The following is a 22,880-nucleotide window of genomic DNA, read 5'->3' on the forward strand; positions in this document are numbered from 1 at the left end:
TGCTAATATTCATTTAGCATAACAAAGTATGAAAAGATCAAAATTACAAATGCAACACCGTTTGTATGACTTAGGAAGTTAATATGATAACAATTATAAAAAGAAACGGCAGAACAGAACCGCTGGATATTACAAAGATACAAAAGTATACATCCGCGGCGGTAAAAGATCTGGATAATGTTTCTCAAAGTGAACTTGAAGTTGATGCGCAGATACAGTTCCGCGACGGCATAACATCAAAAGAGATACAGCAGACACTCATCAAAACTGCAGTCGATAAGATAGACATAGACGCTCCAAACTGGACCTTTGTCGCTTCAAGACTCTTTCTCTTCAACCTCTACCATCAGGTAAACGGATATACAGGGTACTCATCTCTAAAAGAGTATTTCCAGAGATGTGAAAAAGAGGGAAAAGTTCTTCTTGGGCTAAAAGAGATGTACAACCTTGATGAACTGGAAAAACATATAAAGCCTGAGCGCGATATGCAGTTTAACTATCTTGGTGTTAAAACACTCTATGACAGATACCTCATAAAAGATAGAAACTCTAACCCGATCGAACTTCCTCAACATATGTTTATGGCGATATCTATGTTCTTGGCTCAAAGAGAAGAGAAAAAAGAAGAGTGGGCTATAAAGTTTTATGACATGATCTCCAAATTTGAGGTTATGCTTGCAACACCTACTCTAAGTAATGCAAGAACACCTAGACATCAGCTTAGCTCATGCTACATCGGTTCAACTCCCGACAACATTGAAGGGATCTTTGACTCATATAAAGAGATGGCGCTTCTTTCGAAATTCGGCGGAGGTATCGGCTGGGATTGGACGAACGTTCGTTCAATGGGCTCTTACATAGACGGACATAAAAATGCCGCAGGCGGAACAATACCGTTTCTAAAGATCACGAACGACATCGCAGTAGCGGTTGACCAACTTGGTACGAGAAAAGGTGCTATCGCTGTCTATATGGAACCTTGGCACATAGATGTGAACGACTTTTTGGATCTTAAAAAGAACTCAGGCGAGGAGCGCCGCCGTGCCCATGACCTTTTCCCTGCGCTCTGGATAAACGACCTCTTTATGCAGAGAGTTCAAGAGGATGGCATCTGGACGCTTTTTGACCCTTACGATTGTAAAGAGCTGACACTTCTCTACGGCGAAGAGTTTAACAAAAAGTATGAAGAGTTTGAAAAAGATGAGAGCATAATAAAAGAGAAAGTAAAAGCTAAACAGCTTTGGAAAAAAATACTAACATCATACTTTGAGAGCGGCAGCCCTTTCTTATGTTTTAAAGACAACGCAAACCGTGCAAACCCTAACAGCCATACAGGAGTTATAAGAAGTTCTAACCTCTGTACGGAGATCTTTCAAAACACAAACCCTAACCACTACAAGATAAAGTTCATTTTTGAAAATGGTGATAGCGTTAGTTATGAAGAGGAAGAGATCATCAAAGTTGACAGCGGCTTAGAGAAGCCTGCTAAAAAAGTAACAGCACTTGACGCTATTGGCGGACGTGAAATATATATGGTAGAAAAAGAGAAGATAGACGGCGACACCGCAGTTTGTAATCTGGCTTCGGTCAACCTCTCTAGAATCAATACAAAAGAGGACATTGACAGAATCGTCCCTATCGCAATTCGTGCGCTTGATAATGTTATAGACCTTAACTTCTATCCTCTTGAAAAAGTAAAACGCACTAACATGAAGACTCGCGCGATCGGTCTTGGTGTTATGGGTGAAGCACAGATGCTTGCACAAAAAGGTATCTCTTGGGGAAGCCAAGATCATTTTGACAAGATAGATGAGCTTTTAGAGTCTGTCAGCTTTAACGCTATCTCTGCATCTAGCGACATAGCACTCGAAAAAGGCTCATATCCAGAGTACGATGGTTCTAAATGGAGCAAAGGCATTATGCCTATGGATCATGCCAATACAGAGGTCAAAAAACTTGTTGACCGCGGCGGACTTTTTGCATCTGCTTATGAGTGGGAAGAGCTTCGTGCTAAAGTTAAAAAGCAGGGAATGAGAAACGGCTATCTAATGGCAGTCGCACCTACAAGTTCTATCTCTATCCTAACAGGTACTACGCAAGCTATAGAACCGGTGTTTAAAAGAAAGTGGTATGAAGAGAATCTCTCTGGACTTATTCCGGTTGTCGTTCCTGAACTCTCTCCTGATACTTGGGCGTACTACACTCCTGCGTACGATCTAAACCAGACGGTTCTTATTAAAGCAGCTGCTATTCGTCAAAAGTGGCTGGACCAAGGTCAAAGTCTTAACATCTTTATAACGCTCGATAAGGCAAGCGGAAAGTATCTAAACGAGATATATATGCTTGCTTGGAAGCTGGGACTTAAATCTACATACTATCTCCGTTCACAATCTCCTGAGATGGCAAGCGATGTTGAAGACAGAAGTATGGAGTGCGTAGGTTGTCAATAGGATGAGACCGCTGCTAAAAAAAGAGATAGATACCTTTTTAGACAGATTTGGACGTTTTGTAGACTCCGAGTTCAGATCTATAGATATCTTGTCTCCAAACAGCGTTAAAATTACTCTAGCAGCTCAAGACAGCGCTAGAGGATTTGACTGGATAACAGTTGATCTTGAATTTGATGGTGTTAGCGATGCCCTGCTGCCGCAGAGTTCAAAACTTCCTCATATAGATATGGGTGAGGGAATAACCATAACATCTCAAAACGACCTCTTTGCCTTTGGCATAGGCAGCTATAACACTCTCTCTAACATAACAGACTCCCTCTGCTACATAAAAGCTGATTCTATAAAATATTCGCAAGGCGCTTTTTAACATTTACTTTTCATTACTCCCCCGTTAGCAGTTCATAAACCATTTAGTTATAAAATTTTGTCAACTACAAAAAACTAAAAGGACCTCAAAATGAAAAAACTATTTTTACTGTTTGCATTGACGCTAACATTTGTTTATGCAAAAGAAGGCGTAGAGTTTAAATATGCTCCAAAAAATATTGATAGAGAGTTTCCAACAACACAAAACCAGATACTCTCCTATAACAACATCCTCGAAAACGTTAGAACAAGCATTGTGAATATCTCTATAAAAAAGGAGATAAAAGGAAATCTCTACAGCGCAAATCCATTCTTTAACGATCCGTTTTTTAGAGAGTTCTTCAAAGGCTACGGAGATATTCCGCAAGAGAGGATCCAAAAGTCACTTGGCTCAGGCGTAATTGTCTCAAAAGATGGATATATAGTTACCAACAACCATGTCATTGACGGCGCAGATGAGATCATAGTAAATCTGGCGGGAGATAAAAAAGAGTATGAGGCAAAACTCATAGGAAAAGATGAGAAGAGTGATTTGGCTGTTATTAAGATCGAGGCAAAAAACCTAAATGCAGTAACTTTTTATGACTCGGACAAAGTAAAGGTAGGCGATATCGTCTTTGCTCTTGGAAATCCCTTTGGAGTAGGCGAGACAATAACACAAGGGATAGTTTCAGCTACAGGCAGAAGCGGTGTTGGAATAGTAGAGTATGAAGATTTTATCCAAACAGATGCCTCTATAAACCCCGGCAATTCTGGCGGAGCGCTTATTAACTCTGCAGGACATCTCATAGGAATAAACTCGGCTATTATCTCAAAATCGGGCGGAAATGTCGGCATCGGTTTTGCGATACCCTCAAATATGGTAACCTCGATAGCGACAAGTCTGATAGATAGCGGCAAATTTACACGTGCATATCTTGGTGTTACCATAGCAGACGTCAGTGAAGATATGAGCAGCTTTTATGATGATAACTTCGGCGCACTTATCACAGGAGTGGAGGAGAACTCTCCTGCCCAAAAAGCCGGACTTAAAAGAGGCGATCTTATCATCTCTGTAAACGGCAAAAAGATCGAGAGTGCAAGCGAGCTTAAAAACACTATAGGCTCTTTCGCTCCGCAAAGAGTTGTAAATATAAAATTTTTAAGAGACAAGAAGATAGATATTGTAAACGTGACTCTTACCACGTTAGAGGGCAAAGTTATTGCGGGTGAGTTTGAGTATAAAGGGATGAAGCTCTCCGAGATAACTTCTGCATATAAACAGCAACAAAACCTTAAAATTGAAGGTATACTTGTTGAAGATGTAGATCAAAGCAGCGAAGCATTTGGTTCTGGAATAAGAAAGGGTGACATTATAATTCAGATAGAAAATAGAGAGATAGCAAATTTAGAAGATTTCAAAAATGTTACTGCGACAGAAAGTAAAAAAAGATTTTTCATCTATAGAAGAGGCGGCATCTTTGCCACTGTTCTATAATTTAAGGAGTTAAAATGAGAGTAGTTTGTCCCGTTTGTAAAAGTGTTAACAATGTTCCACAGAGAGACTCTTACAAAAAAGCCAATTGCGGAAAATGTAAGAGTTCGCTTCTGGATACAAAGCCGATCGAACTGACTAACAGTGATTTTGACGAAGTTGTTGTAAATAGCGATATTCCAGTTATAGTAGATTTTTGGGCACCTTGGTGCGGACCATGTAAGATGATGGCGCCAAGTTTTGAAAAAAGCGCGGCAAATTTTCCGCTCAAAGCGCTCTATGCAAAGGTAAATACCGAAAATGAACAAAGTCTCGGTGCAAGGTTCGGCATAAGAAGCATTCCGACGATCATCGTCTTTAAAGATGCAAAAGAGGTTCACAGAGTCTCTGGTGCTTTGGATGAGGCGGCACTAAACAAAACGGTTGCGCAATTTCTATAGTATAATTATCATCAAAACTAAAGGGGTATATAGTATGAAAGACACGGTAACACTAACAAACAATCGTAACGGCAAGAGTTATGAGCTTCCCATACTCGACGCAACCGTTGGTCCATCGGTTATAGACATCTCAACACTCTACAAAGAGACTAACATGTTTACCTATGATGAGGGTTATACCTCTACGGCATCATGCAAATCCGACATAACATATATAGACGGCGAAGCGGGAAAACTTATGTACAGAGGCTACGATATAGCTTATCTTGCAACTCAAAAAAGCTTTTTAGATACTGCTTATCTTCTTATAAACGGTGAGCTTCCTAGTAAGAGTGAACTTGATGATTTTGCGCTGGAGATGAAAAAACGCTCATTCGTACATGAAGGAGTAAAAAAACTATTTGACTCTTTTCCGGATGCCGCACACCCTATGGCGATTCTTTCGGCGGGAGTTTCTGCGCTCTCTACTTTTTACTTTGACCATTTAAATATAAAAGATGAGAAAGAGTACAGCGAAATGGCAAACAGAATTGTCGCAAAGATCCCTACACTTGCAGCTTTTTCATATAGATACTCAAACGGGCTGCCTATCATATACCCGGATATAAACAAAGGTTTTACAGAGAATTTCCTCTATATGATGCGCTCCTATCCTCATAACTACATCGAGTTAAAACCTATAGAGATAAAAGCATTGGACACCATCTTTACTCTTCATGCGGACCATGAGCAGAATGCCTCGACTACCGCGGTTAGAAACTTAGCTTCTACAAATGCGCACCCTTATGCCGCTATCAGTGCTGGCATTGGCGCTCTATGGGGAAGAAGCCACGGCGGAGCAAATGAGAGCGTTATACGTCAGCTTGAGATGATCGGAAGTGTTGATAGAGTAGATGAGTTTATAGCAAAAGCCAAAGATAAAGATGACCCCTTTAGACTTATGGGCTTTGGACATCGTGTCTATAAAAACTTTGACCCGCGAGCTACCATTTTAAAAAATATACGTAACGAACTTATGAGTGAGCTCGGCATTAGCAGTGAGCTTGTTGATGTAGCAAATAAGATAGAGCAGATCGCTTTAAGCGATGAATATTTTGTCAGCCGCAATCTATACCCGAATATCGATTTTTACTCAGGGCTTATTCTTCAGGCACTTAAAATTCCAAAAGAGATGTTCGCGGTTATTTTTGTTATAGGAAGAACACCGGGATGGATCGCACAGTGGAGCGAACTAAATCAGCAAAAAAGCGTAAAAATTGCTAGACCTAGACAGTTATATAGAGGTCCAAAAGAGAGAACTCCGGAGTATTGATCCGGAGTTTAAAACTATTTAATATATGAACAGCAGTAATCTGTTACTGTCTTAACTCTCAGATCGAACGATGAGTTTGCAGGAACATTGAAGCTCTCAGGAGTACTAAGTGTTTTCCAATCTTCACCTGGAAGTTTTACATCCAACTCTCCGCTCATCATCTCCATTATCTCAGCCTCTTTTGTTCCAAAAGTGTATTCGCCAGGCAACATAATTCCAAGTGATTTCACACTGCCGTCTGCAAACTCAACGGTTCTGCTTGTTACTTTTCCATCATGGTAGATGTTCGCTTTTTTTTTTATATTTGCATTATTTAAATATGACATTAATCAAATCTCCTTATTTTATAATATCGCCATTGTAACTAAATTATTCCCAATCGAGTAATCTCTGCTGACCCTCAAGCTGTCTTATATGTGTCACATCTTGGGATACTTCTATAACGCCTTTGTAGTTGCCCTCATCATCTCTGATGGCAAAATATCTGATGTGAATAAATTTGCCTTTAAAGGTTATCCAAAACTCAGCTTCATCCCTGCGACCCGCCTTAAACTCACGTAAGATCATTAAAACCTGATCTACGGACTTTGGAGGGTGACAAAATTTTACCTCACGGCCTATAATTCCGGCACTTCTGGGAAATACCCTCTCATCTCCGCGGTTATAGAAGATAACAATGTCATTCTCATCGACATAGGTGATATCGACAGGCATAAACTTTAGCAGCCAATTGATCTGCTCCGGCAGCATATATCCCTCTTCAAGACTAATTCTATTCTCAAGAGAGAAAGGGAGTTTTCTCTTCTGTTTATCCTGAGACGGATGTATATATTCACCCTCTACATGCGCAGGATAAGCAGCAGGCGGAGTGTCGAACATCCAACCTATCTCCTCATCACCTGAACGCATCTCTTTCCAATCCTCCTCATCAAGCATACTTAGTGCGTTTGGAAGAAGCCTTCCCTCTTCAACCTGCATAATATGCTCTAAAGAGCCAAAAACTCTCTGCAGCTGCTGCATAAGGGAAGGCATATTTTTCTCTTCAACCAAAGCTCTTGCAGCTTTTATCTCTGCTCTGATATCGTCATGAAAAGCCCACATATTTTGCGACGGGCTCGTCCAGCCATACTTCTCAAGATATGGAAAAAGCTGGTTCTCTTTTCTTGCAAAATGTTTCTCAACAAGACAGAGTTTTTTAAACTTCTCTTCAAACTCTTCAAAATTTTCTACTATATCAATACTGTTAATGCTTGAGATAAGTCCCCTAATTAACATATTTTCTTCTAGATAAACTCTTACAGGGTGACCTTCTGGCAGATTTGCATATGGATTCATAATTTTCCTTGATTTTTAGAAAAATTATACAGTTTTAAAATTTTTACTCTTTGATTTATAACAAGAGGGGAGATTATTGCAGTTTTAGTCTGACTCTTTGGGAGTGTGTTATGGCAACTGCGATGGCGTCTGTTATATCAAGCGGCTTGATCTCTTTTTTTATATTTAAAAGTCTCTTAGCCATAAACGCCACCTGCTCCTTTGTCGCTTTTCCGTTTCCCGTAAGCGCTTTTTTGACTTGAAGTGCCGTATATTCGTTGAACTGACCGAACTGTTGGAGAAGCATAAGCATAATGGCTCCGCGAAATTGTGCCAGTTTGATCGTTGTTTTTGGATTGTGTGCATAAAAGATATCTTCTAAAGCGACTTCATCTATCTTATGATTTTTAAATATGCTCTCGAACGCCTCTACCATCTGGGGTATCTGAAACTGCAGCTCTTCGGCTTTTATTTTTATAAGTCCCGCTTCCACAAGTGCAATTTTGCCTTTTTCCAAAGAGATAAGAGCGTAACCCATATTTCTTGTTCCGGGATCTATTCCTAAAATAATCATCTCTATCCTATTAGCGTCATATTTTCGTATTATATAGCAACTATTTTAATCTATTCACATATTCACAAATTTGTTATTCACATAATTTTAACTCTATTTATGGGAACTATCGCTATTATTCACAAATATAATAGAGACTAGAGGATAAGTTGTGAATATAGGCCAAAAGATTTTGCTTCTGCTAAAAGATGAGATACCGGAAATTGAATATAACAGATATATAAAGCATCTTATCTACGACGTAAAAAAATCTACAAGCGATACAGCTATTTTTTACGCTCCAAACTCTCTGGTACTAAACTGGATAAAAAACAAGTACAGCGCAAAAATAAGACATCTGTTCGAAGTCCATGACTCATCTAATGTAAATGTCAAGATCTTACTTAAAAACCAGCTAGAATCTAAAAAGAGTGAACCAAAAAAAGAGCAGAAACATCAACACTCTCTTTTAAATCCTTCACACACTTTTGAAAATTTTATGGTCGGAGGCTCCAACCAGTTCGCCTACGCGGCGGTAAAGAGCGTAAGTGAGAAGGCTGGCGTTCTTTACAATCCTCTATTTATTCACGGAGGGGTAGGTTTAGGAAAGACTCACCTGATGCAGGCGGCGGGAAATGTTTTTCAAAATCAGGGAAAAATAGTTATCTACACTACCGTTGAGCAGTTTTTAAATGATTTTATACGTCATGTCAGAAATAAGACTATGGAGAGATTTCAAGAGAAGTACCGCAAATGCGATGTTCTTCTAATTGACGATATACAATTCTTAAGCAATAAAGAGGGAATTCAAGAGGAGTTTTTTCACACATTTGAAGCACTAAAAGGGGTTGGAAAACAGATCATTCTAACAGCAGATAAGCACCCTAAAAAGATAGCGGGACTTGAGAAGAGACTTCAAAGCAGATTTGAACACGGTCTTGTTGCAGATATTCAACCGCCGGAACTTGAGACAAAAATAGCGATTATAGAGAACAAGTGTAAGATAAACAAAGTTGTTCTCTCTAAAGATATCATAAACTACATAGCAACCGTTATTGAGAGCAATGTTCGCGAAATAGAGGGTATCTTATCAAAACTGCATGCCTATTCACAGCTCATGCATGTAGATATAGATCTCCCTTTTACAAAAAACGTGCTAAAAGATCAGCTCCAAGAGAATCGTGCAAATCTTACACTGGACATCATTACACAAAGCGTTGCTAAAGATCTTAATATAAAACCAAGTGAAATACGCTCAAAAGGAAGAAGCAAAAATCTGGTATATGCCAGAAGAATTGCAATATATCTCTGCCGTGATCTAACTCAAAACACCATGCCGCAGCTTGCTCAATACTTTGGAATGAAAGATCATACGGCGATCAGCCACACACTGAAAAAAATAAACGAACTAATCCAAAATGATGAAGATTTCAAGGTTAAAATAGAAGAATTGACCAATAAAATAACTTCATCTTCTTAAAAAAGTTAAAAAAAAGATATAATTACTTAAGTGAATAGATGTGAAAGAAGCGTTGTAGGTTCGTCACATCTAAAAAGCTCTTGAAATAGGAGTTATTTGATAATATTCACATTATCACTACCTCCTACTACTAATACTATAATTTTATATAATAAATAGGGATTCAGATGAAGATAACAGTACAAAAATCTATCATTGAAAATATCTTGGTTCATGTTCAACCATTTCTAGAAAAAAAAGATGCTTCACAGATTACATCTCACGTATTAATAGATGTTTCAAACTCAAAACTAAATGTTAAAGCTACAGATTACGAGATAGGTCTTTTTGTATCTACAGACAAAGTAAATATTATTGGAAACGGTACAGTTACCGCAAACGGTAAAAAACTTTTAGATATTGTAAGAATCTTAAAAGATGGTGATATAAATTTAGAACTTAAAAGTGACACGCTCTATATTTCACAATCACACTCTAACTTTAAACTGCCTACTTTCTCGCATAGTGAATTTCCGTCTTTTCCTGCTTATGAGGGAAAACCGCGTATCTTGATAAATTCTCATTCACTTATAGATTCTCTTAAAAAAATAACTCCATCAATCGATAGCAACAGTCCTAAATTTGAACTAAACGGTGCACTTATCGACATAAAAGAGAGTGGGATCAACTTTGCATCTACAGATACAAGAAGATTGGCAGTTGTAAACATCGAGAACCAAAACAGCAATGAGTTATCTATAATAATTCCTAAAAAAGCGATAGTAGAGATCCAAAAACTATTTTTTGATAATTTAGAGCTCTATTATGATGATACAAGTCTTATTATTCACTCTGAGCAGTACACTTTTTTTACCAAACTTATAAACGGAAAATTTCCTGAATACTCAAGAATTATTCCAAAAGAGATATCAAAAACACTAACTCTTCCAAAAGCTATTATGATAGAGTCAATAAAACAGATAACTACGATCTCTTCAGATGTAAAAATAACCTTCTTAAACAATACAATAACGTTTGAATCACTAAGTGATGACAACATAGAAGCAAAAACAGAAATTGATTATGAAACAGGCTTCTCATCACCTTTTGTCATTGCTATCAACAGCAAACATCTTTTAGATTTTTTAAATAGCATAAACAGCTCAGAGTTTAACATAGGTTTAAATGAGAGCAATCTTCCTTTTGTTTTAAGTGAAGGCAATTTTAAAACTGTCGTAATGCCTATAGTTATTTAACTGATTTAATACACCTTTACAAAAAATGCATAAAAATACTTTATAGTTCTCAAAAAAACAAGTTTTTTTGTAGCTTCAGGGGGTTGTAGGGAGATTTGTCCCTGCCACTATAACGGACGCGTTCGTTTTAGTGCGTAACATCAGATAGTATAAAACTTTCTTTTAGAATAAATTAGATAAAATATCTCCAATTATGTAACAAAGTTATAATGGAGTTTTAAATGGAAAATTACGGCGCTAGTAATATTAAAGTCCTAAAAGGATTAGAAGCAGTTCGTAAACGACCCGGTATGTATATTGGCGATACCGGTCATAGAGGTTTGCATCATTTAGTTTATGAAGTTATTGACAACTCTATTGATGAGGCGATGGCAGGACATTGTGATACCATAAACGTTACTCTTACAAAAAAGGGTACCTGTATGGTTTCGGATAATGGGCGCGGTATTCCTACGGATATGCACCCTACTGAGGGAATGAGCGCAGCGACTGTTGTACTAACCGTTCTTCATGCCGGCGGTAAATTTGACAAAGATACATATAAAGTCTCAGGCGGTCTTCACGGTGTCGGTGTATCTGTTGTAAATGCTCTATCTTCAGAACTTAAAATGACTATTTACAGAAATGGAGAGATCCACGAGCAGGATTTCAAAAAAGGTATACCTCAAGAAGCTCTTAGCATTATAGGTAAAACCCGTAAAACAGGAACTACGATAGAGTTTGCTCCGGATCCTAGTATATTTACCGAAACAGTAACTTTTGAGTTTGAATATTTAGCTAGAAGATTTAAAGAACTTGCATATCTTAACCCATTTATAACTATCAATTTCAGTGATGAAAGAACCAATGTTTCACAAACATATCATTTTGAGGGCGGTATTGCTCAATATGTTACAGATCTGAATAAAAAACAGGAAGTTGCTAAAGTTTTTGAATTCAGCTCAAAAATAGAAGATATAGAGTTTGATATAGCTCTTATGTACAACGACTCTTATGAAGAGAAGGTCTACTCTTTTGTAAATAATATCCGTACTCCAAACGGTGGTACTCATGAAGCAGGATTTCGTGCAGCTCTGACACGTGCAATATCAAACTATAACTCACAAAACGGTGCAGCAAAAGAGAAAGATATAAAAATAAGCGGTGAAGATACAGGTGAAGGTCTTATTGCCATCGTTTCAGCTCGTGTTCCTGAACCACAGTTTGAGGGACAGACAAAGGGTAAACTAGGAAATACTTATGTAAGACCGTTAGTTCAAAAAGCAACATATGAACTTTTAAGTAAATATTTTGAAGAGAATCCAATAGAAGCAAAAGCGATCGTTGCTAAATCATTAATGGCTGCGCGTGGTCGTGAAGCTGCAAAAAAAGCGAGAGAATTAACACGTAGAAAAGATTCTATGAGCGTAGGAACACTTCCCGGAAAACTTGCAGATTGTCAAAGCAAAGATGCTTCTATCTGTGAACTTTATCTGGTGGAGGGCGACTCTGCAGGCGGCTCTGCAAAGATGGGTCGTGATAGAGTATTTCAAGCTATCCTTCCTCTTAAAGGTAAGATCTTAAATGTTGAAAAAGCAAGACTTGACAAAATTTTAAAGTCTGAAGAGATCACAAATATGATCACTGCAATGGGTTGTGGTATCGGTGATGAGTATAATGAAGAAAAACTTCGTTACCACAAGATCATTATTATGACCGATGCCGATGTTGACGGTTCACATATTCAGACTCTGCTTCTTACATTTTTCTTCCGTCATTTCCGTGCCGTGATCGAGAACGGGTATCTATATTTGGCTCAGCCGCCTCTTTACCGCTACAAAAAAGGCAAAAAAGAGATCTACTTTAAAGATGATCGCCAGATGAATGACTTCTTAATTGATAACGGCATAGAGTCTTTAGAGATCGAGAATGTAGGACACAACGATCTAGTTTCTTACTTTAGAATGGTTGACCACTATAGAGGCTCACTTGAAGCTCTAGAGAGAAGATATGCACTTGTAGGTCTTATACGCCATTTCATAGAAAATCCTGATATTATCGGGCTTGATATAAAAAGTATGTATGAGAAAGTAGAAGAGTTTTTAACTATAAACGGAAACAATATTCTTACTAAAACTATTACTGAAGATTCAATTCATATTTTTGTACAGACAAAAGGCGGAATGGAAGAGCTGCTTATAAACGATGAGCTCTTTGGAGCTCCTCACTTTAGTGAAGCAAGTTATATCTATGAAAAGATAAAAGATTGGAATCTAGATTTTAAAGATGATGTTTTAAAAATCTTAAACAATATTATCGACTATGCAAAAAAAGGCGCGTATATTCAACGTTATAAAGGTCTGGGAGAGATGAATCCGGAACAGCTCTGGGAGACTACTATGACTCCTGAAAATAGAGTTTTACTTCAGGTAACAATCGAAGATGCAGAACTTGCAAGCGATACCTTTACTCTATTTATGGGTGATGAAGTTGAGCCTCGTCGTAACTATATTCAAACACATGCAAAAGACGTTAAACATCTAGATGTTTAATATTTAATATATATGCTACTTCCAGAGATCAAAGAGAGAGAGTACCGCTTTAAGTTAGCTCTTAGAATGGTGCTTCCTATTTTTGCTCTCGTCTTCGCTTTAGTTATTCACACTTTTATTACAAGTAAAGATACGATCAGCACCTCGTTTTACATTGAATCAATCCTTATTTTAGTATTTAGCATCTATTTTATCTTTTATCTTATATATAAAGGGTTTGACACCAAAATAACAGAGAGTGTCTCAAAAGCTTTTACAAGAGAGTATATGTACAAGTATCTAAAAAATGAGATCAGAGACTCTAAAGAGTATACGCTCGTGCTTTTAAGTGTTGATAATCTTTATGAGATAAACAGCCGTTACGGCATTAAGAACGGTGATAACATACTATTTAAAACACTTGAGTGGATAGCCGTGTATTTAAAATCAAAAGACATATACAACTTCCCAATAGGGCGCATTAAAGGGGGCGATTTTGTTATCGGACTAAGCGGTGATAAGAGCAGATATAAAACCATTATAGAGTTGATGTGTCTAAAGAGTGAAGATTTTAAGATCGATGATATTGAAGTGCAGATATCTGGAGCTATAAATGATACAAAATTTTCAAGAGATATTGATTATTTGATAGAGAATCTTTTTGAGTTGCAGATTAAGAACAGAGACTCCAAATCAGCACTGGAAAGTACCGATGATGTAAATCCGAATGAACTTGAATACGGTGTTATAAATGCAATTAAAAGAGAAGATCTATTGATCTATACACAGAGTGTTTTTGAAAATGATAGTGAACTCTTTAAAGAGTGTTTTGTTAAGCTAAAGAGAGAAGACGGGACGATAATCCATCAAAAAAATTATATGAAAATTTTGGATAAACTGAGATTGATGGGTGATTATGATCTTATTGTTTTGGAAAAAACACTCAAGATGTGCAAGAGGTCAGATAAAGGTAAGTTTGCCATTCATATCTCTCCTACTTCTCTTAGAAATTATACGGTCTTAACAAAGATAAAAGAGATTTTTGAAAAAAACGAGTGTGTGAAAAATAGAATTATATTGATATTTGAAGAGAGTGAGTACTATCCAAGGATAGAGAAATTTAACGCTATATTGCAGCAACTTAGAAGTTTAGGGGTTCTTGTTGCCGTAGATAGACTCGGTTCTCTGCATACAAGCTTTTTATATCTGCGTGATCTGGATATTGATATTGTAAGAATAGATCCATACTATACGAAAGAGAGCGAAGAGAAAGAGTATAAAAATATTATAAGCGGTTTTAGTGTTATGGCACATGAAAAGGGTGTTAAGACATGGGTAAAGATGATCGAGAGCCAGAGCAGTTTGGATCTGGCAAAAGAGTTGAAAATTGATTATATGCAGGGCAGATATATTGCGCCTTTAGATAAAAATGAAAATGACAGGAGTTAATATGAAGTATGGTGAAAAAATAGTTAATGAGTTTGATGTAGAGAAAGATCTGGAAATATGGCCAAATGAGCACAAAAGAGACTATCTTATAAAGATGACGCTTCCGGAGTTCTCTTGTCTTTGTCCAAGAAGCGGATATCCGGACTATGCGACAATATATTTGGAGTATACGCCTGATGAGTGGGTTGTCGAGTTAAAGGCCATTAAACTATATATAAACTCGTTTAGAGAGAGACATATTTCACATGAGAACAGCGCAAATGAGATATATAGCGTTTTGGAGAGAAAATTAAAGCCAAAATATATGAAAATAGTGGCTGATTACAATCCTAGAGGAAATGTTCACACCGTTATAGAGATTGACAGTTCAAGACTTTAGGTAGTTTTTTAACCAATTAAGAGCATCTTTATGACTCTTAAATTCACCACGCATCTGAGCTTCGTAGGCGCTGTTTAAAATCTCCGAAAATATGGGTGAGGGCTTAAGTCCAAACTCTAAAATATCTTTTCCCGCCAAAAGTGCGGGAAGCTTTTTATTGAGTATATTTAACTCTTTAGCCCTTTTTTTTACCTCTTCGCCTGCCTTGTAAATTTTAGAGCCACTTTTTGAAAAGTAGATAGAACTACTCAAAATTAGAAGCTCCTCAATATTTACTTCAGCGGCAAGCTTGTACAATCGGTAATCATTTAAACCTTTTTCGTAAATATTATCTATCTCATTATGTTTTTCAATTAACAGAAGAGATCTATTTAAAATCTCTCTCTCATCTGTTAGTTTTTCTATAAAATCCTGCGCCTCTTTTTGAGAAAAATCATAACAGAGAGCCGCTAACATTAAAACGATGTTTGTCTGTTTGTTAGCTGTCCGCTCTTTTGCGATTTCATCTATCACAGAGATATTTTGAGTATATAGATCACTTCCGAACTCTCTTAAGAGCTCAAATCCGCGTGATGGTTTTTTTGCATAAAGAAGGAGCTTTTTGATCTCCTCAAAAATTCTCTCTTTTGCAAGTTCGTCTAAGAGTCCATTTGTAACCATATCTTTACACAAAGAAAAAAGATCATTCTCTATTTTCAGTTCAAATCTTGTAGCAAATTGAACAGCTCTTAAAACTCTAAGAGGATCCTCTCCAAAACTCTCCAAATTTACGGCTTTAAGTGTTTTGTTCTTAAAATCATCAAGACCGCCAAAGGGGTCCAATATCTTTTTCTCTACAACATCATAACCCACAGAGTTCATCGTAAAATCTCTTCTTGATGTTGCAGTTTTAAAATCAAGTGTCGTATCTATAGTTATCTCAAACCCACGATGCCCTGATTTTACTTTGTTATCACTTCTTGGAAATGAGAAATCAAGATCATACTCCTCAAAATATAGTTTGCAAACCCCAAAACTTTCCCCAACTACATTTACGCTGCCGAACTCTTTTAGTATATTTTGCAACTCTGTAAAAGATGAGATGCCATAGAGCTCAATATCTATATCTTTTGACTCAATATCAACAAGGTAGTCTCTTATATACCCACCTACAATAATAGGTCTAATACCGTGACTCTTTAATTTATCAAATATAGTATCTAGTTTACTCGGGTAATCGATCATACAAATCCTAAAAATTAGTAGCTTTTCTTGCTTTTGAATGTATTATAACACTACTTTTACGTAGATATAACATTATTTTAGGTATAATCGCGAAAATTTTTATCTTGGTTTCATATATTTTTAAGAAACCAAAGAAGGAAGCCTTGTGCAAAAGATTAGAAATATTGCAGTAATCGCCCATGTTGACCATGGAAAAACTACACTTGTTGACGGATTGTTAGAACAATCAGGAACATTCGGCTCACATGAGCATCATGATGAGCGTGCTATGGATAGCAATGATTTGGAGAGAGAACGCGGTATTACTATTCTTTCAAAAAATACGGCTATTCGCTATAAAGATTATAAGATCAACATCATAGATACTCCGGGCCACGCCGATTTTGGTGGAGAAGTTGAGCGTGTTTTAAAGATGGTTGACGGTGTTTTGGTACTTGTTGATGCGTATGAGGGTGTTATGCCTCAAACGAAATTCGTTGTTAAAAAGATGCTTGCACTCGGTAAAAAACCGATTGTCGTTATTAACAAAATAGACAAACCTTCTGCTGATCCAGAGCGTGTTGTAGATGAGATGTTTGACCTTTTTGCGGCTATGGATGCAACTGAAGATCAGCTTGACTTTCCTATTATATACGCAGCGGCACGTGATGGAATTGCTAAGCTTGATATGGCAGATCCTGACGGAAACTTTGAGTGTATATTTGAGACTATCTTATCTCAGATCCCTGAACCTGAGGGTGACAGAGAAAATCACACTCAAGCACAGGTATTTACTCTTGACTACGATAACTACGTAGGTAAAATAGGTATTTCACGTATATTTAACGGTGTTATCAGAAAAGGTGACAACGTTATGCTTGCAAAAGCTGACGGTGAGCTTGTAAAAGGACGTATCTCAAAGCTAATAGGCTTTCACGGACTTAACCGTATGGAGATCCAAGAAGCTGAAGCGGGTGATATAGTTGCATTTGCAGGTTTAGAGACTGTTGATGTCGGCGATACTGTATGTGATCCGGCTAATCCTATGCCTCTTGATCCAATGCACATTGAAGAGCCTACTTTGACGGTTGTATTTTCAGTAAATGACTCTCCTCTTGCAGGACAGGAAGGAAAGCACGTAACTTCAAACAAGCTAAAAGACAGACTTGAAGCTGAGATGACGACAAACGTTGCTATGAAGCTTGAAGTTGTAGGCGAGGGTAAATTTAAAGTTTCAGGGCGCGGTGAGCTTCAAATCACTGTTCTTGCAGAAAATATGAGACGTGAAAATTTTGAGTTTGGTGTATCTCGTCCGGAAGTTATCGTTAAAGAGATCGAAGGTATAAAATGTGAACCGTTCGAGCACCTTGTAATAGATCTTCCTGAAGAGTTCGGCGGTACAATAATCGAGCGTCTTGGAAAAAGAAAAGCTGAGATGAAGTCTATGGTTCCAATGGGACAGGGTTTCCAAAGAATAGAGTTTGAGATCCCTGCCCGTGCGCTTATCGGTTTTAGAGGACAGTTCTTGACAGATACTAAAGGAGAGGGTGTTATGAACCACTCTTTCTTAGAGTTCCGTCCGTTTAGCGGAAGTGTTGAATCAAGAAGTTACGGTGCGCTTATCTCTATGGAGAACGGCGAAACTCTTGCATATTCACTATTTAACATTCAAGATCGCGGGGTTCTTTTTATCGGGCCACAAACAAAAGTATATGAGGGTATGATCATCGGTGAACACTCTCGCTCAAACGATCTGGTTGTAAACCCTATTAAAGGAAAAGCGCAATCAAATGTCCGTTCATCAGGAGCAGATGAAGCGATCAAACTTATTCCGCCGCGTGATATGTCGCTAGAGCGCGCTCTAGAGTGGATAGAGGATGATGAGCTTTTGGAAGTAACACCTAAAAGTATCCGTATTCGTAAAAAGTACTTAACTGAAAACGAAAGAAAAAGATACTCACGTAAGTAATTTCTACATACTCACACATTAACTTTATGTGTGAGGTTTCTCTCTCAAATAATCGTAATTCTGCTATACTATTTTTCATAAAAATTAAACATAATGCTTCAAAAGGATAGACAATGGAAGGAACTCTATATCTAGTATCCCTTATTGTAGTTGCTATAATGGCCTTTGCTCTGTATCGTGGAAATAGTTTTAAGTTGATGTTGCTTGTATTGGCAGTGGGTGTTTATATAATATATTCACATGAGACAGGCAATAGCGCCACAAAATACAAAGATGAAGTGTTGGAGTCTTTAGATAAGTCTGCACGGGACTTTAGTAAATCCCGCGGAGCAGAGGGGTATAATGAGGATAAGATAATAAAAAAGGTAGTAAAAGATTAGAGCTGCTTTTTAAAGCGCTAAAATCTTTTCACATAGCCATGACAGTAAGGCTTGCTCCCCTTCTTGTCATAGTAGTCCTGATGAGACTCATCTGCCGCATAAAACTCTGATCTATCGAGTATTTTTGTGGCAACTCTGTATCCTTTGGCTTCAAGTTTTTCAATAAGAGACTCGACTGTTTTTCTCTCTTCATCGCTGCTTACAAATATTGCAGAGAGATACTGCTCGCCGATATCAGGACCCTGCCCGTTTGTCTGTGTAGGGTCGTGAATCTCAAAAAATGTTTTGGCAATCTCTTCGTATGAGATCACACTGCTGTCATAAACTACCTCTACGGTCTCAAGATGCCCTGTATCTGTACGGACTACTTCATAATAGCTTGGGTTTTTTACATGCCCGCCCATAAATCCTGAGATAACCTCTTTTACGCCATCAAGTTTTTGCAAATAGTACTCGACTCCCCAAAAACATCCACCTGCAAAGTATGCATAAGAGAGGTTGTTATCTTTGGCATCCGGTTTTTTTACAAGGTTAAGAGATATTGAGTTCACGCAGTGTCTTGTATTTTTTGCCGTAAAGCCTTCGCCTTCAAAAACGTGACCCAGATGCGCTCCGCAGTTGGCGCAGACGATCTCTACTCTTCTGCCATCAGCATCGGGAATTCTCTTGATGGCGCCCTCTATAGCATCGTCAAAACTTGGCCATCCGCTGCCTGAATCAAACTTCGTGCTTGAATCGTAAAGCGGAGCGTCACAAACCTTGCAGGTGTAGATACCTCTTGACTTTTCATTCGTATATTTGCCGACAAAAGGTCTCTCTGTACCTTTGTGAATCAGTACGTTTTTCTCCTCATCGCTCAGCTGTTCTATCTTTTTTGTCCATGGTTTAAAATCAGATGCATTCATTGTTGTAATTATAAGCATGAAAAATATAAAAATTTTCACACACTACTCCTTATTTTACTTATTTAACACAATTATAGGGGGTAAAGTTATATTAAAAAATAGTCTATTTTAACTATATTGATTTATAAAGTTAGTTTTATGAAAACGAAATATTCATAAAGATATAATCATAAACTTAAATTTTAGGAGAAGAGATGAACAGAAAAAAGATATATAATCCTGAATCAAATGAAAGTGCAAATGATAGAAGAATATTCGGCGGCAATCCAACCGGCATATTTGAACTAAACGATATCAAGTACCAGTGGGCATACAATCTTTGGGAGATGATGTTAAACAATACATGGTTCCCAAAAGAGGTTGATATGACGCGTGACGTTAGCGACTATAAGCAGATAACCGATGTGGAAAAAGCTGCTTACGATAAAGCTCTTTCACAACTCATTTTTATGGATTCTCTTCAAACAAACAATATTATGGACAATATAAATCCCTATGTAACATCTCCGGAGATAAACCTTATCTTGGTTCGTCAGGCTTATGAAGAGGCGCTTCACTCACAAAGCTACGCCGTAATGGTTGACAGCATCTCTGTAAACTCCAAAGAGATATATGATCTTTGGCGCCGCGATATGATGCTAAAGAGCAAGAATGACGCAATAGCTGCAGTTTATGATGAGCTCTCAAAAAATCCGACAGAACACAACTTTGTAAAAGCGTGTTTTGCGAACCAGATCTTAGAAGGGATCTATTTCTACAGCGGTTTTGCATACATCTATACGCTTGCAAGAAGCGGAAAGATGCTTGGTTCCGCACAGATGATAAGATTTATCCAAAGAGATGAAGTGACTCACCTTGTCCTTTTTCAAAACCTTATAAATTCACTTAGAAAAGAGAGACCTGATCTTTTTACAGAGCAGTTAAAAAGCGAAGTAGTAGAGATGTTTAAAGAGGCGGTCAGACTCGAATCCGACTGGGGAAAATATATTACCGGCGGACAGGTACTGGGTCTAACAGACGCGATCATAGAGCAGTACATCAAGTATTTGGCGGATGACAGACTCTCAAGCGTAGGATTTCCAAAACTTTACAATGTCTCAAATCCTATAAAATGGGTTGATGACTTCTCAAAGTTCAATGACCAGAAGACAAACTTTTTTGAGGGAACGGTCGCCAACTACTCAAAAGGAAGCTTAAGCTTTGACGACGACTTCTAAGCAGAGCGGGTATAAGCTCTGCTCGCTTCTTTTTGAAACCACAAAAAACTACGAAGCCAATCTGCAAAAACTTTTAGATCTGGTAAACGAAAGAGAAAATAGATCCCTTATTGTCGCTCCTGAAGTCTGTTTAACGGGCTTTGACTACGAAAATTACGATGAAGCGGTAGAGTTTTCACACAGAGCAGACGCAGAGCTTAAAAAAGCGTCGGAGGATAAGATAATAATCCTTACAATGCTAGAGAGAAGAGACAAAGAGATCTTTAACTTTGCCAAGATATTTCATAACGGCGAAATAGTCTATGAGAGAGCAAAGGTCAAGCTGTTTCGTTTTGGAGATGAGCATAAATATATGTCGGAGGGAAGTGCAGATGAGATCAATATCATTGAGATCGAGGGTATAAAGATAGGCATCCTGATCTGCTTTGAGCTACGTTTTAAAGAGCTTTGGCAGAAGCTTGAGGGGTGTGACGTTATAGCGGCTCCTTCATGGTGGGGAGTTTTAAGAACAGAGCATTTTAAGATCATAACTCAGGCACTGGCTGTTATAAACCAGTGTTATGTGGTGGCAAGCGATTCGTTAAACGACGAATGTACCAAAATGAGCGGCATAATAACTCCTCAGGGTGAAGATGAGAGAAATGAGAATAGGGCTTGCTTAGAGCTGAAGTACAATAAAAACGAGATAATTAAGATGAGAAGATATATGGATGTCGGCATTGGATAGAATAACAGCAACAAAGACCGCAAAACTGGCCGAGGAGTGCCACAAGAAGTTCTCTCTGAGCGAGAGTGTAAAGAGTGCCATTGCAAAAACCAACAGAGAGGAGTTCGTTCCGGCAGGATTTAGACACAATGCCTACAAACTTGATGCTCTGCCGATGGGCTCTGCACAGTGGATAAGCTCCCCTTTGACGGTTGCGAAGATGACTGAGTATTTAGAGCCAAAAGGTGCGGACAGAGTTCTTGAGATAGGGTGCGGAAGCGGTTATCAAGCGGCAGTTTTGTCGCATCTTTTCCGCGGTGTTTTTACGATCGAGAGAATAGAGCCGCTTATACTTGAGGCAAAATCACGTTTTAGAAAACTGGGCATTGGCAATATCCATACACGTCTGGATGATGGACAAAACGGCTGGGCTCAGTATGCTCCCTATGACAGAATCCTTTTCTCGGCAACCGCAAAAGAGATACCGCAAAAGCTTTTTGAGCAGCTAGGTGAGGGAGGAGTTCTGATCGCTCCTATGCAGGTCGGCTCAAAGCAGATAATAACACGTTTTAAAAAGAGTGGAGGTTCTCTGAAAAAAGAGGAGCTCGAAGAGTGTGATTTTGTTCCGATTTTAGACGGAGTTCAGAAGTGACTCTAAGCTTATTGTTGTAAAATAATACGAATACAAAGCAGGATAGACTATGGAAGAGATGTACGGTATCAAATACTCAAAGCCCGAAGTTGTTTTAATGCAAGAGACAGGAATAGGTGTGGCTGAAGCTGCGGCTAGAACCTGTTACGACTCATTTGCAAAAAGTGAAAATGAGGCGATAAAATATATTGAGACTCATATGCCCGATGATGCTACCTGTTCTAAAATAAACGAGATAGAGGAGTCAAATCTGCTCCATGATCTGGCTTGGACGCATTTTCATCACTCTATTTTAGAGCATGCAAATCTCAGCTTTCTTGTAAGAGGAACAAGCAGAGGCGTACTTCAGGAGCATGCACGCCACCGCATACAGGCCATAAGTGTAAGAAGTACGCGTTATACTATGAGCTCTGTTATAAATGCTTTTGTCGCTTCGCAGACGGCAGAAGAGAGGGAGTTCTTTATAGAAAAAGTTTTGAGCTTCGATATGTTAGTAACTTGCGATGAAGAGTACAACAGAATCGAGATAGGCGCAATTTACGATAAGCTAAAGTATCAATCAAAAACTCTAGAGAACTTTAACGAGATTGCCGTAGCAAAAAGCTCACTGCCGCTTTTAGAAGAGTTTGCGGGAGATGCAAAAGCGCTTTACGGGGCACTGGAATCGGGAAAAAAGAAGCGCAATGTCGGAGATGCTTTTAAGCATATCATAACCGACAACGTAAAGGTCGATATGGTGGTAACGTTTAATCTTCGCAGTCTGAAAAACTATCTTACACTAAGAGACAGCGGAGCGGCATATTTTCAGATAAGATGGCTGGCTCAGGAGATGATGAGAAAGACACCGTCAAAATATTTAGATCTAATAATTAAAAAAGGTTGAGTT

General features: G+C 38.2%; 21 protein-coding genes. 16 read left to right on the forward strand and 5 right to left on the reverse strand.

The window, feature by feature from the left end:
• Positions 1-86: 86 nt before the first annotated feature.
• From FCU45_RS00230 to FCU45_RS00250, 5 genes are all read left to right on the forward strand, one after another.
• Positions 87-2,450 carry a ribonucleoside-diphosphate reductase subunit alpha gene (locus FCU45_RS00230; protein ID WP_246032215.1) on the forward strand — a complete coding sequence of 788 codons (2,364 nt, stop codon included), beginning with the start codon at positions 87-89 and terminating at the stop codon, positions 2,448-2,450.
• A gap of 1 nt (position 2,451) precedes the next feature.
• Positions 2,452-2,817, forward strand: a complete 366-nt coding sequence (locus FCU45_RS00235) for a hypothetical protein (RefSeq protein ID WP_137011111.1) — start codon at positions 2,452-2,454, stop codon at positions 2,815-2,817.
• A gap of 90 nt (positions 2,818-2,907) precedes the next feature.
• Positions 2,908-4,293 (forward strand): Do family serine endopeptidase, encoded by a 1,386-nt coding sequence (locus FCU45_RS00240; RefSeq protein WP_137011113.1) that lies wholly within the window; start codon positions 2,908-2,910, stop codon positions 4,291-4,293.
• Between the two features lie 14 nt (positions 4,294-4,307).
• Complete coding sequence (trxC, locus tag FCU45_RS00245) at positions 4,308-4,730, forward strand: thioredoxin TrxC (RefSeq protein WP_137011115.1); 423 nt, start codon at positions 4,308-4,310, stop codon at positions 4,728-4,730.
• Between the two features lie 34 nt (positions 4,731-4,764).
• Positions 4,765-6,042, forward strand: coding sequence for a citrate synthase (locus tag FCU45_RS00250; protein WP_137011117.1), 1,278 nt, complete (start codon positions 4,765-4,767; stop codon positions 6,040-6,042).
• Positions 6,043-6,056: 14 nt separating this feature from the next.
• Here the strand turns inward: FCU45_RS00250 and ppnP are convergent, their stop codons facing one another.
• The 3 genes from ppnP to ruvC form a co-directional block, all read right to left on the reverse strand.
• Positions 6,057-6,368: a pyrimidine/purine nucleoside phosphorylase gene (gene ppnP / locus FCU45_RS00255; RefSeq protein WP_137011119.1), complete on the reverse strand. Its 312-nt coding sequence runs from the start codon at positions 6,366-6,368 to the stop codon at positions 6,057-6,059.
• A 43-nt stretch (positions 6,369-6,411) separates the two neighbouring features.
• A complete protein-coding gene (locus FCU45_RS00260) occupies positions 6,412-7,377 on the reverse strand; it encodes a DUF438 domain-containing protein (RefSeq protein ID WP_137011121.1) in 966 nt (321 codons plus the stop codon).
• A gap of 73 nt (positions 7,378-7,450) precedes the next feature.
• On the reverse strand, positions 7,451-7,930 hold the full coding sequence (gene ruvC / locus FCU45_RS00265; RefSeq protein WP_137011123.1) for a crossover junction endodeoxyribonuclease RuvC: 480 nt from the start codon (positions 7,928-7,930) through the stop codon (positions 7,451-7,453).
• Positions 7,931-8,081: 151 nt separating this feature from the next.
• Between ruvC and dnaA the strand changes: the two genes are divergently transcribed.
• The 5 genes from dnaA (at position 8,082) to queF (ending at position 14,962) form a co-directional block, all read left to right on the forward strand.
• Positions 8,082-9,389, forward strand: a complete 1,308-nt coding sequence (dnaA, locus tag FCU45_RS00270; protein ID WP_137011125.1) for a chromosomal replication initiator protein DnaA — start codon at positions 8,082-8,084, stop codon at positions 9,387-9,389.
• A 167-nt stretch (positions 9,390-9,556) separates the two neighbouring features.
• Entirely contained in the window at positions 9,557-10,624 is a 1,068-nt protein-coding gene (dnaN, locus tag FCU45_RS00275; protein WP_137011127.1) for a DNA polymerase III subunit beta, read from the forward strand.
• A 221-nt stretch (positions 10,625-10,845) separates the two neighbouring features.
• Positions 10,846-13,155 (forward strand): DNA topoisomerase (ATP-hydrolyzing) subunit B, encoded by a 2,310-nt coding sequence (gene gyrB, locus FCU45_RS00280; protein ID WP_137011129.1) that lies wholly within the window; start codon positions 10,846-10,848, stop codon positions 13,153-13,155.
• Positions 13,156-13,167: 12 nt separating this feature from the next.
• Entirely contained in the window at positions 13,168-14,583 is a 1,416-nt protein-coding gene (locus FCU45_RS00285) for a bifunctional diguanylate cyclase/phosphodiesterase (protein WP_246032203.1), read from the forward strand.
• 1 nt (position 14,584) lies between these two features.
• On the forward strand, positions 14,585-14,962 hold the full coding sequence (gene queF / locus FCU45_RS00290; RefSeq protein ID WP_137011131.1) for a preQ(1) synthase: 378 nt from the start codon (positions 14,585-14,587) through the stop codon (positions 14,960-14,962).
• On the opposite strand, the gene FCU45_RS00295 is transcribed toward queF, so the two are convergent.
• Positions 14,951-16,186, reverse strand: a complete 1,236-nt coding sequence (locus tag FCU45_RS00295) for a CCA tRNA nucleotidyltransferase (RefSeq protein ID WP_137011133.1) — start codon at positions 16,184-16,186, stop codon at positions 14,951-14,953. The genes queF and FCU45_RS00295 overlap by 12 nt on opposite strands.
• Positions 16,187-16,331: 145 nt before the next feature.
• On the opposite strand from FCU45_RS00295, the gene typA reads away from it, so the two are divergent.
• Positions 16,332-18,134 carry a translational GTPase TypA gene (typA, locus tag FCU45_RS00300; RefSeq protein WP_137011135.1) on the forward strand — a complete coding sequence of 601 codons (1,803 nt, stop codon included), beginning with the start codon at positions 16,332-16,334 and terminating at the stop codon, positions 18,132-18,134.
• 113 nt (positions 18,135-18,247) lie between these two features.
• Entirely contained in the window at positions 18,248-18,514 is a 267-nt protein-coding gene (locus FCU45_RS00305; RefSeq protein ID WP_137011137.1) for a hypothetical protein, read from the forward strand.
• 17 nt (positions 18,515-18,531) lie between these two features.
• Here the strand turns inward: FCU45_RS00305 and FCU45_RS00310 are convergent, their stop codons facing one another.
• Positions 18,532-19,419 (reverse strand): bifunctional methionine sulfoxide reductase B/A protein, encoded by an 888-nt coding sequence (locus FCU45_RS00310; protein ID WP_223175801.1) that lies wholly within the window; start codon positions 19,417-19,419, stop codon positions 18,532-18,534.
• A 194-nt stretch (positions 19,420-19,613) separates the two neighbouring features.
• Here FCU45_RS00310 and FCU45_RS00315 point away from each other — a divergent pair, with 194 nt between their 5' ends.
• Genes FCU45_RS00315 through FCU45_RS00330 form a run of 4 tightly spaced genes read left to right on the forward strand, consistent with a single transcriptional unit; the run spans position 19,614 to position 22,877 of the window.
• A complete protein-coding gene (locus tag FCU45_RS00315) occupies positions 19,614-20,636 on the forward strand; it encodes a ribonucleotide-diphosphate reductase subunit beta (protein ID WP_137011140.1) in 1,023 nt (340 codons plus the stop codon).
• Positions 20,620-21,363 (forward strand): carbon-nitrogen hydrolase family protein, encoded by a 744-nt coding sequence (locus tag FCU45_RS00320; RefSeq protein ID WP_246032204.1) that lies wholly within the window; start codon positions 20,620-20,622, stop codon positions 21,361-21,363. Before FCU45_RS00315 ends, FCU45_RS00320 begins: the two co-directional genes overlap by 17 nt.
• Positions 21,347-21,994 carry a protein-L-isoaspartate(D-aspartate) O-methyltransferase gene (locus FCU45_RS00325; protein WP_188109158.1) on the forward strand — a complete coding sequence of 216 codons (648 nt, stop codon included), beginning with the start codon at positions 21,347-21,349 and terminating at the stop codon, positions 21,992-21,994. Before FCU45_RS00320 ends, FCU45_RS00325 begins: the two co-directional genes overlap by 17 nt.
• A 49-nt stretch (positions 21,995-22,043) precedes the next feature.
• On the forward strand, positions 22,044-22,877 hold the full coding sequence (locus FCU45_RS00330; RefSeq protein WP_137011144.1) for an FAD-dependent thymidylate synthase: 834 nt from the start codon (positions 22,044-22,046) through the stop codon (positions 22,875-22,877).
• The last annotated feature ends 3 nt before the right edge of the window (positions 22,878-22,880 follow it).

Origin of the sequence: Sulfurimonas crateris, assembly GCF_005217605.1 — a bacterium.
In the GTDB taxonomy this organism is placed as follows: domain Bacteria; phylum Campylobacterota; class Campylobacteria; order Campylobacterales; family Sulfurimonadaceae; genus Sulfurimonas; species Sulfurimonas crateris.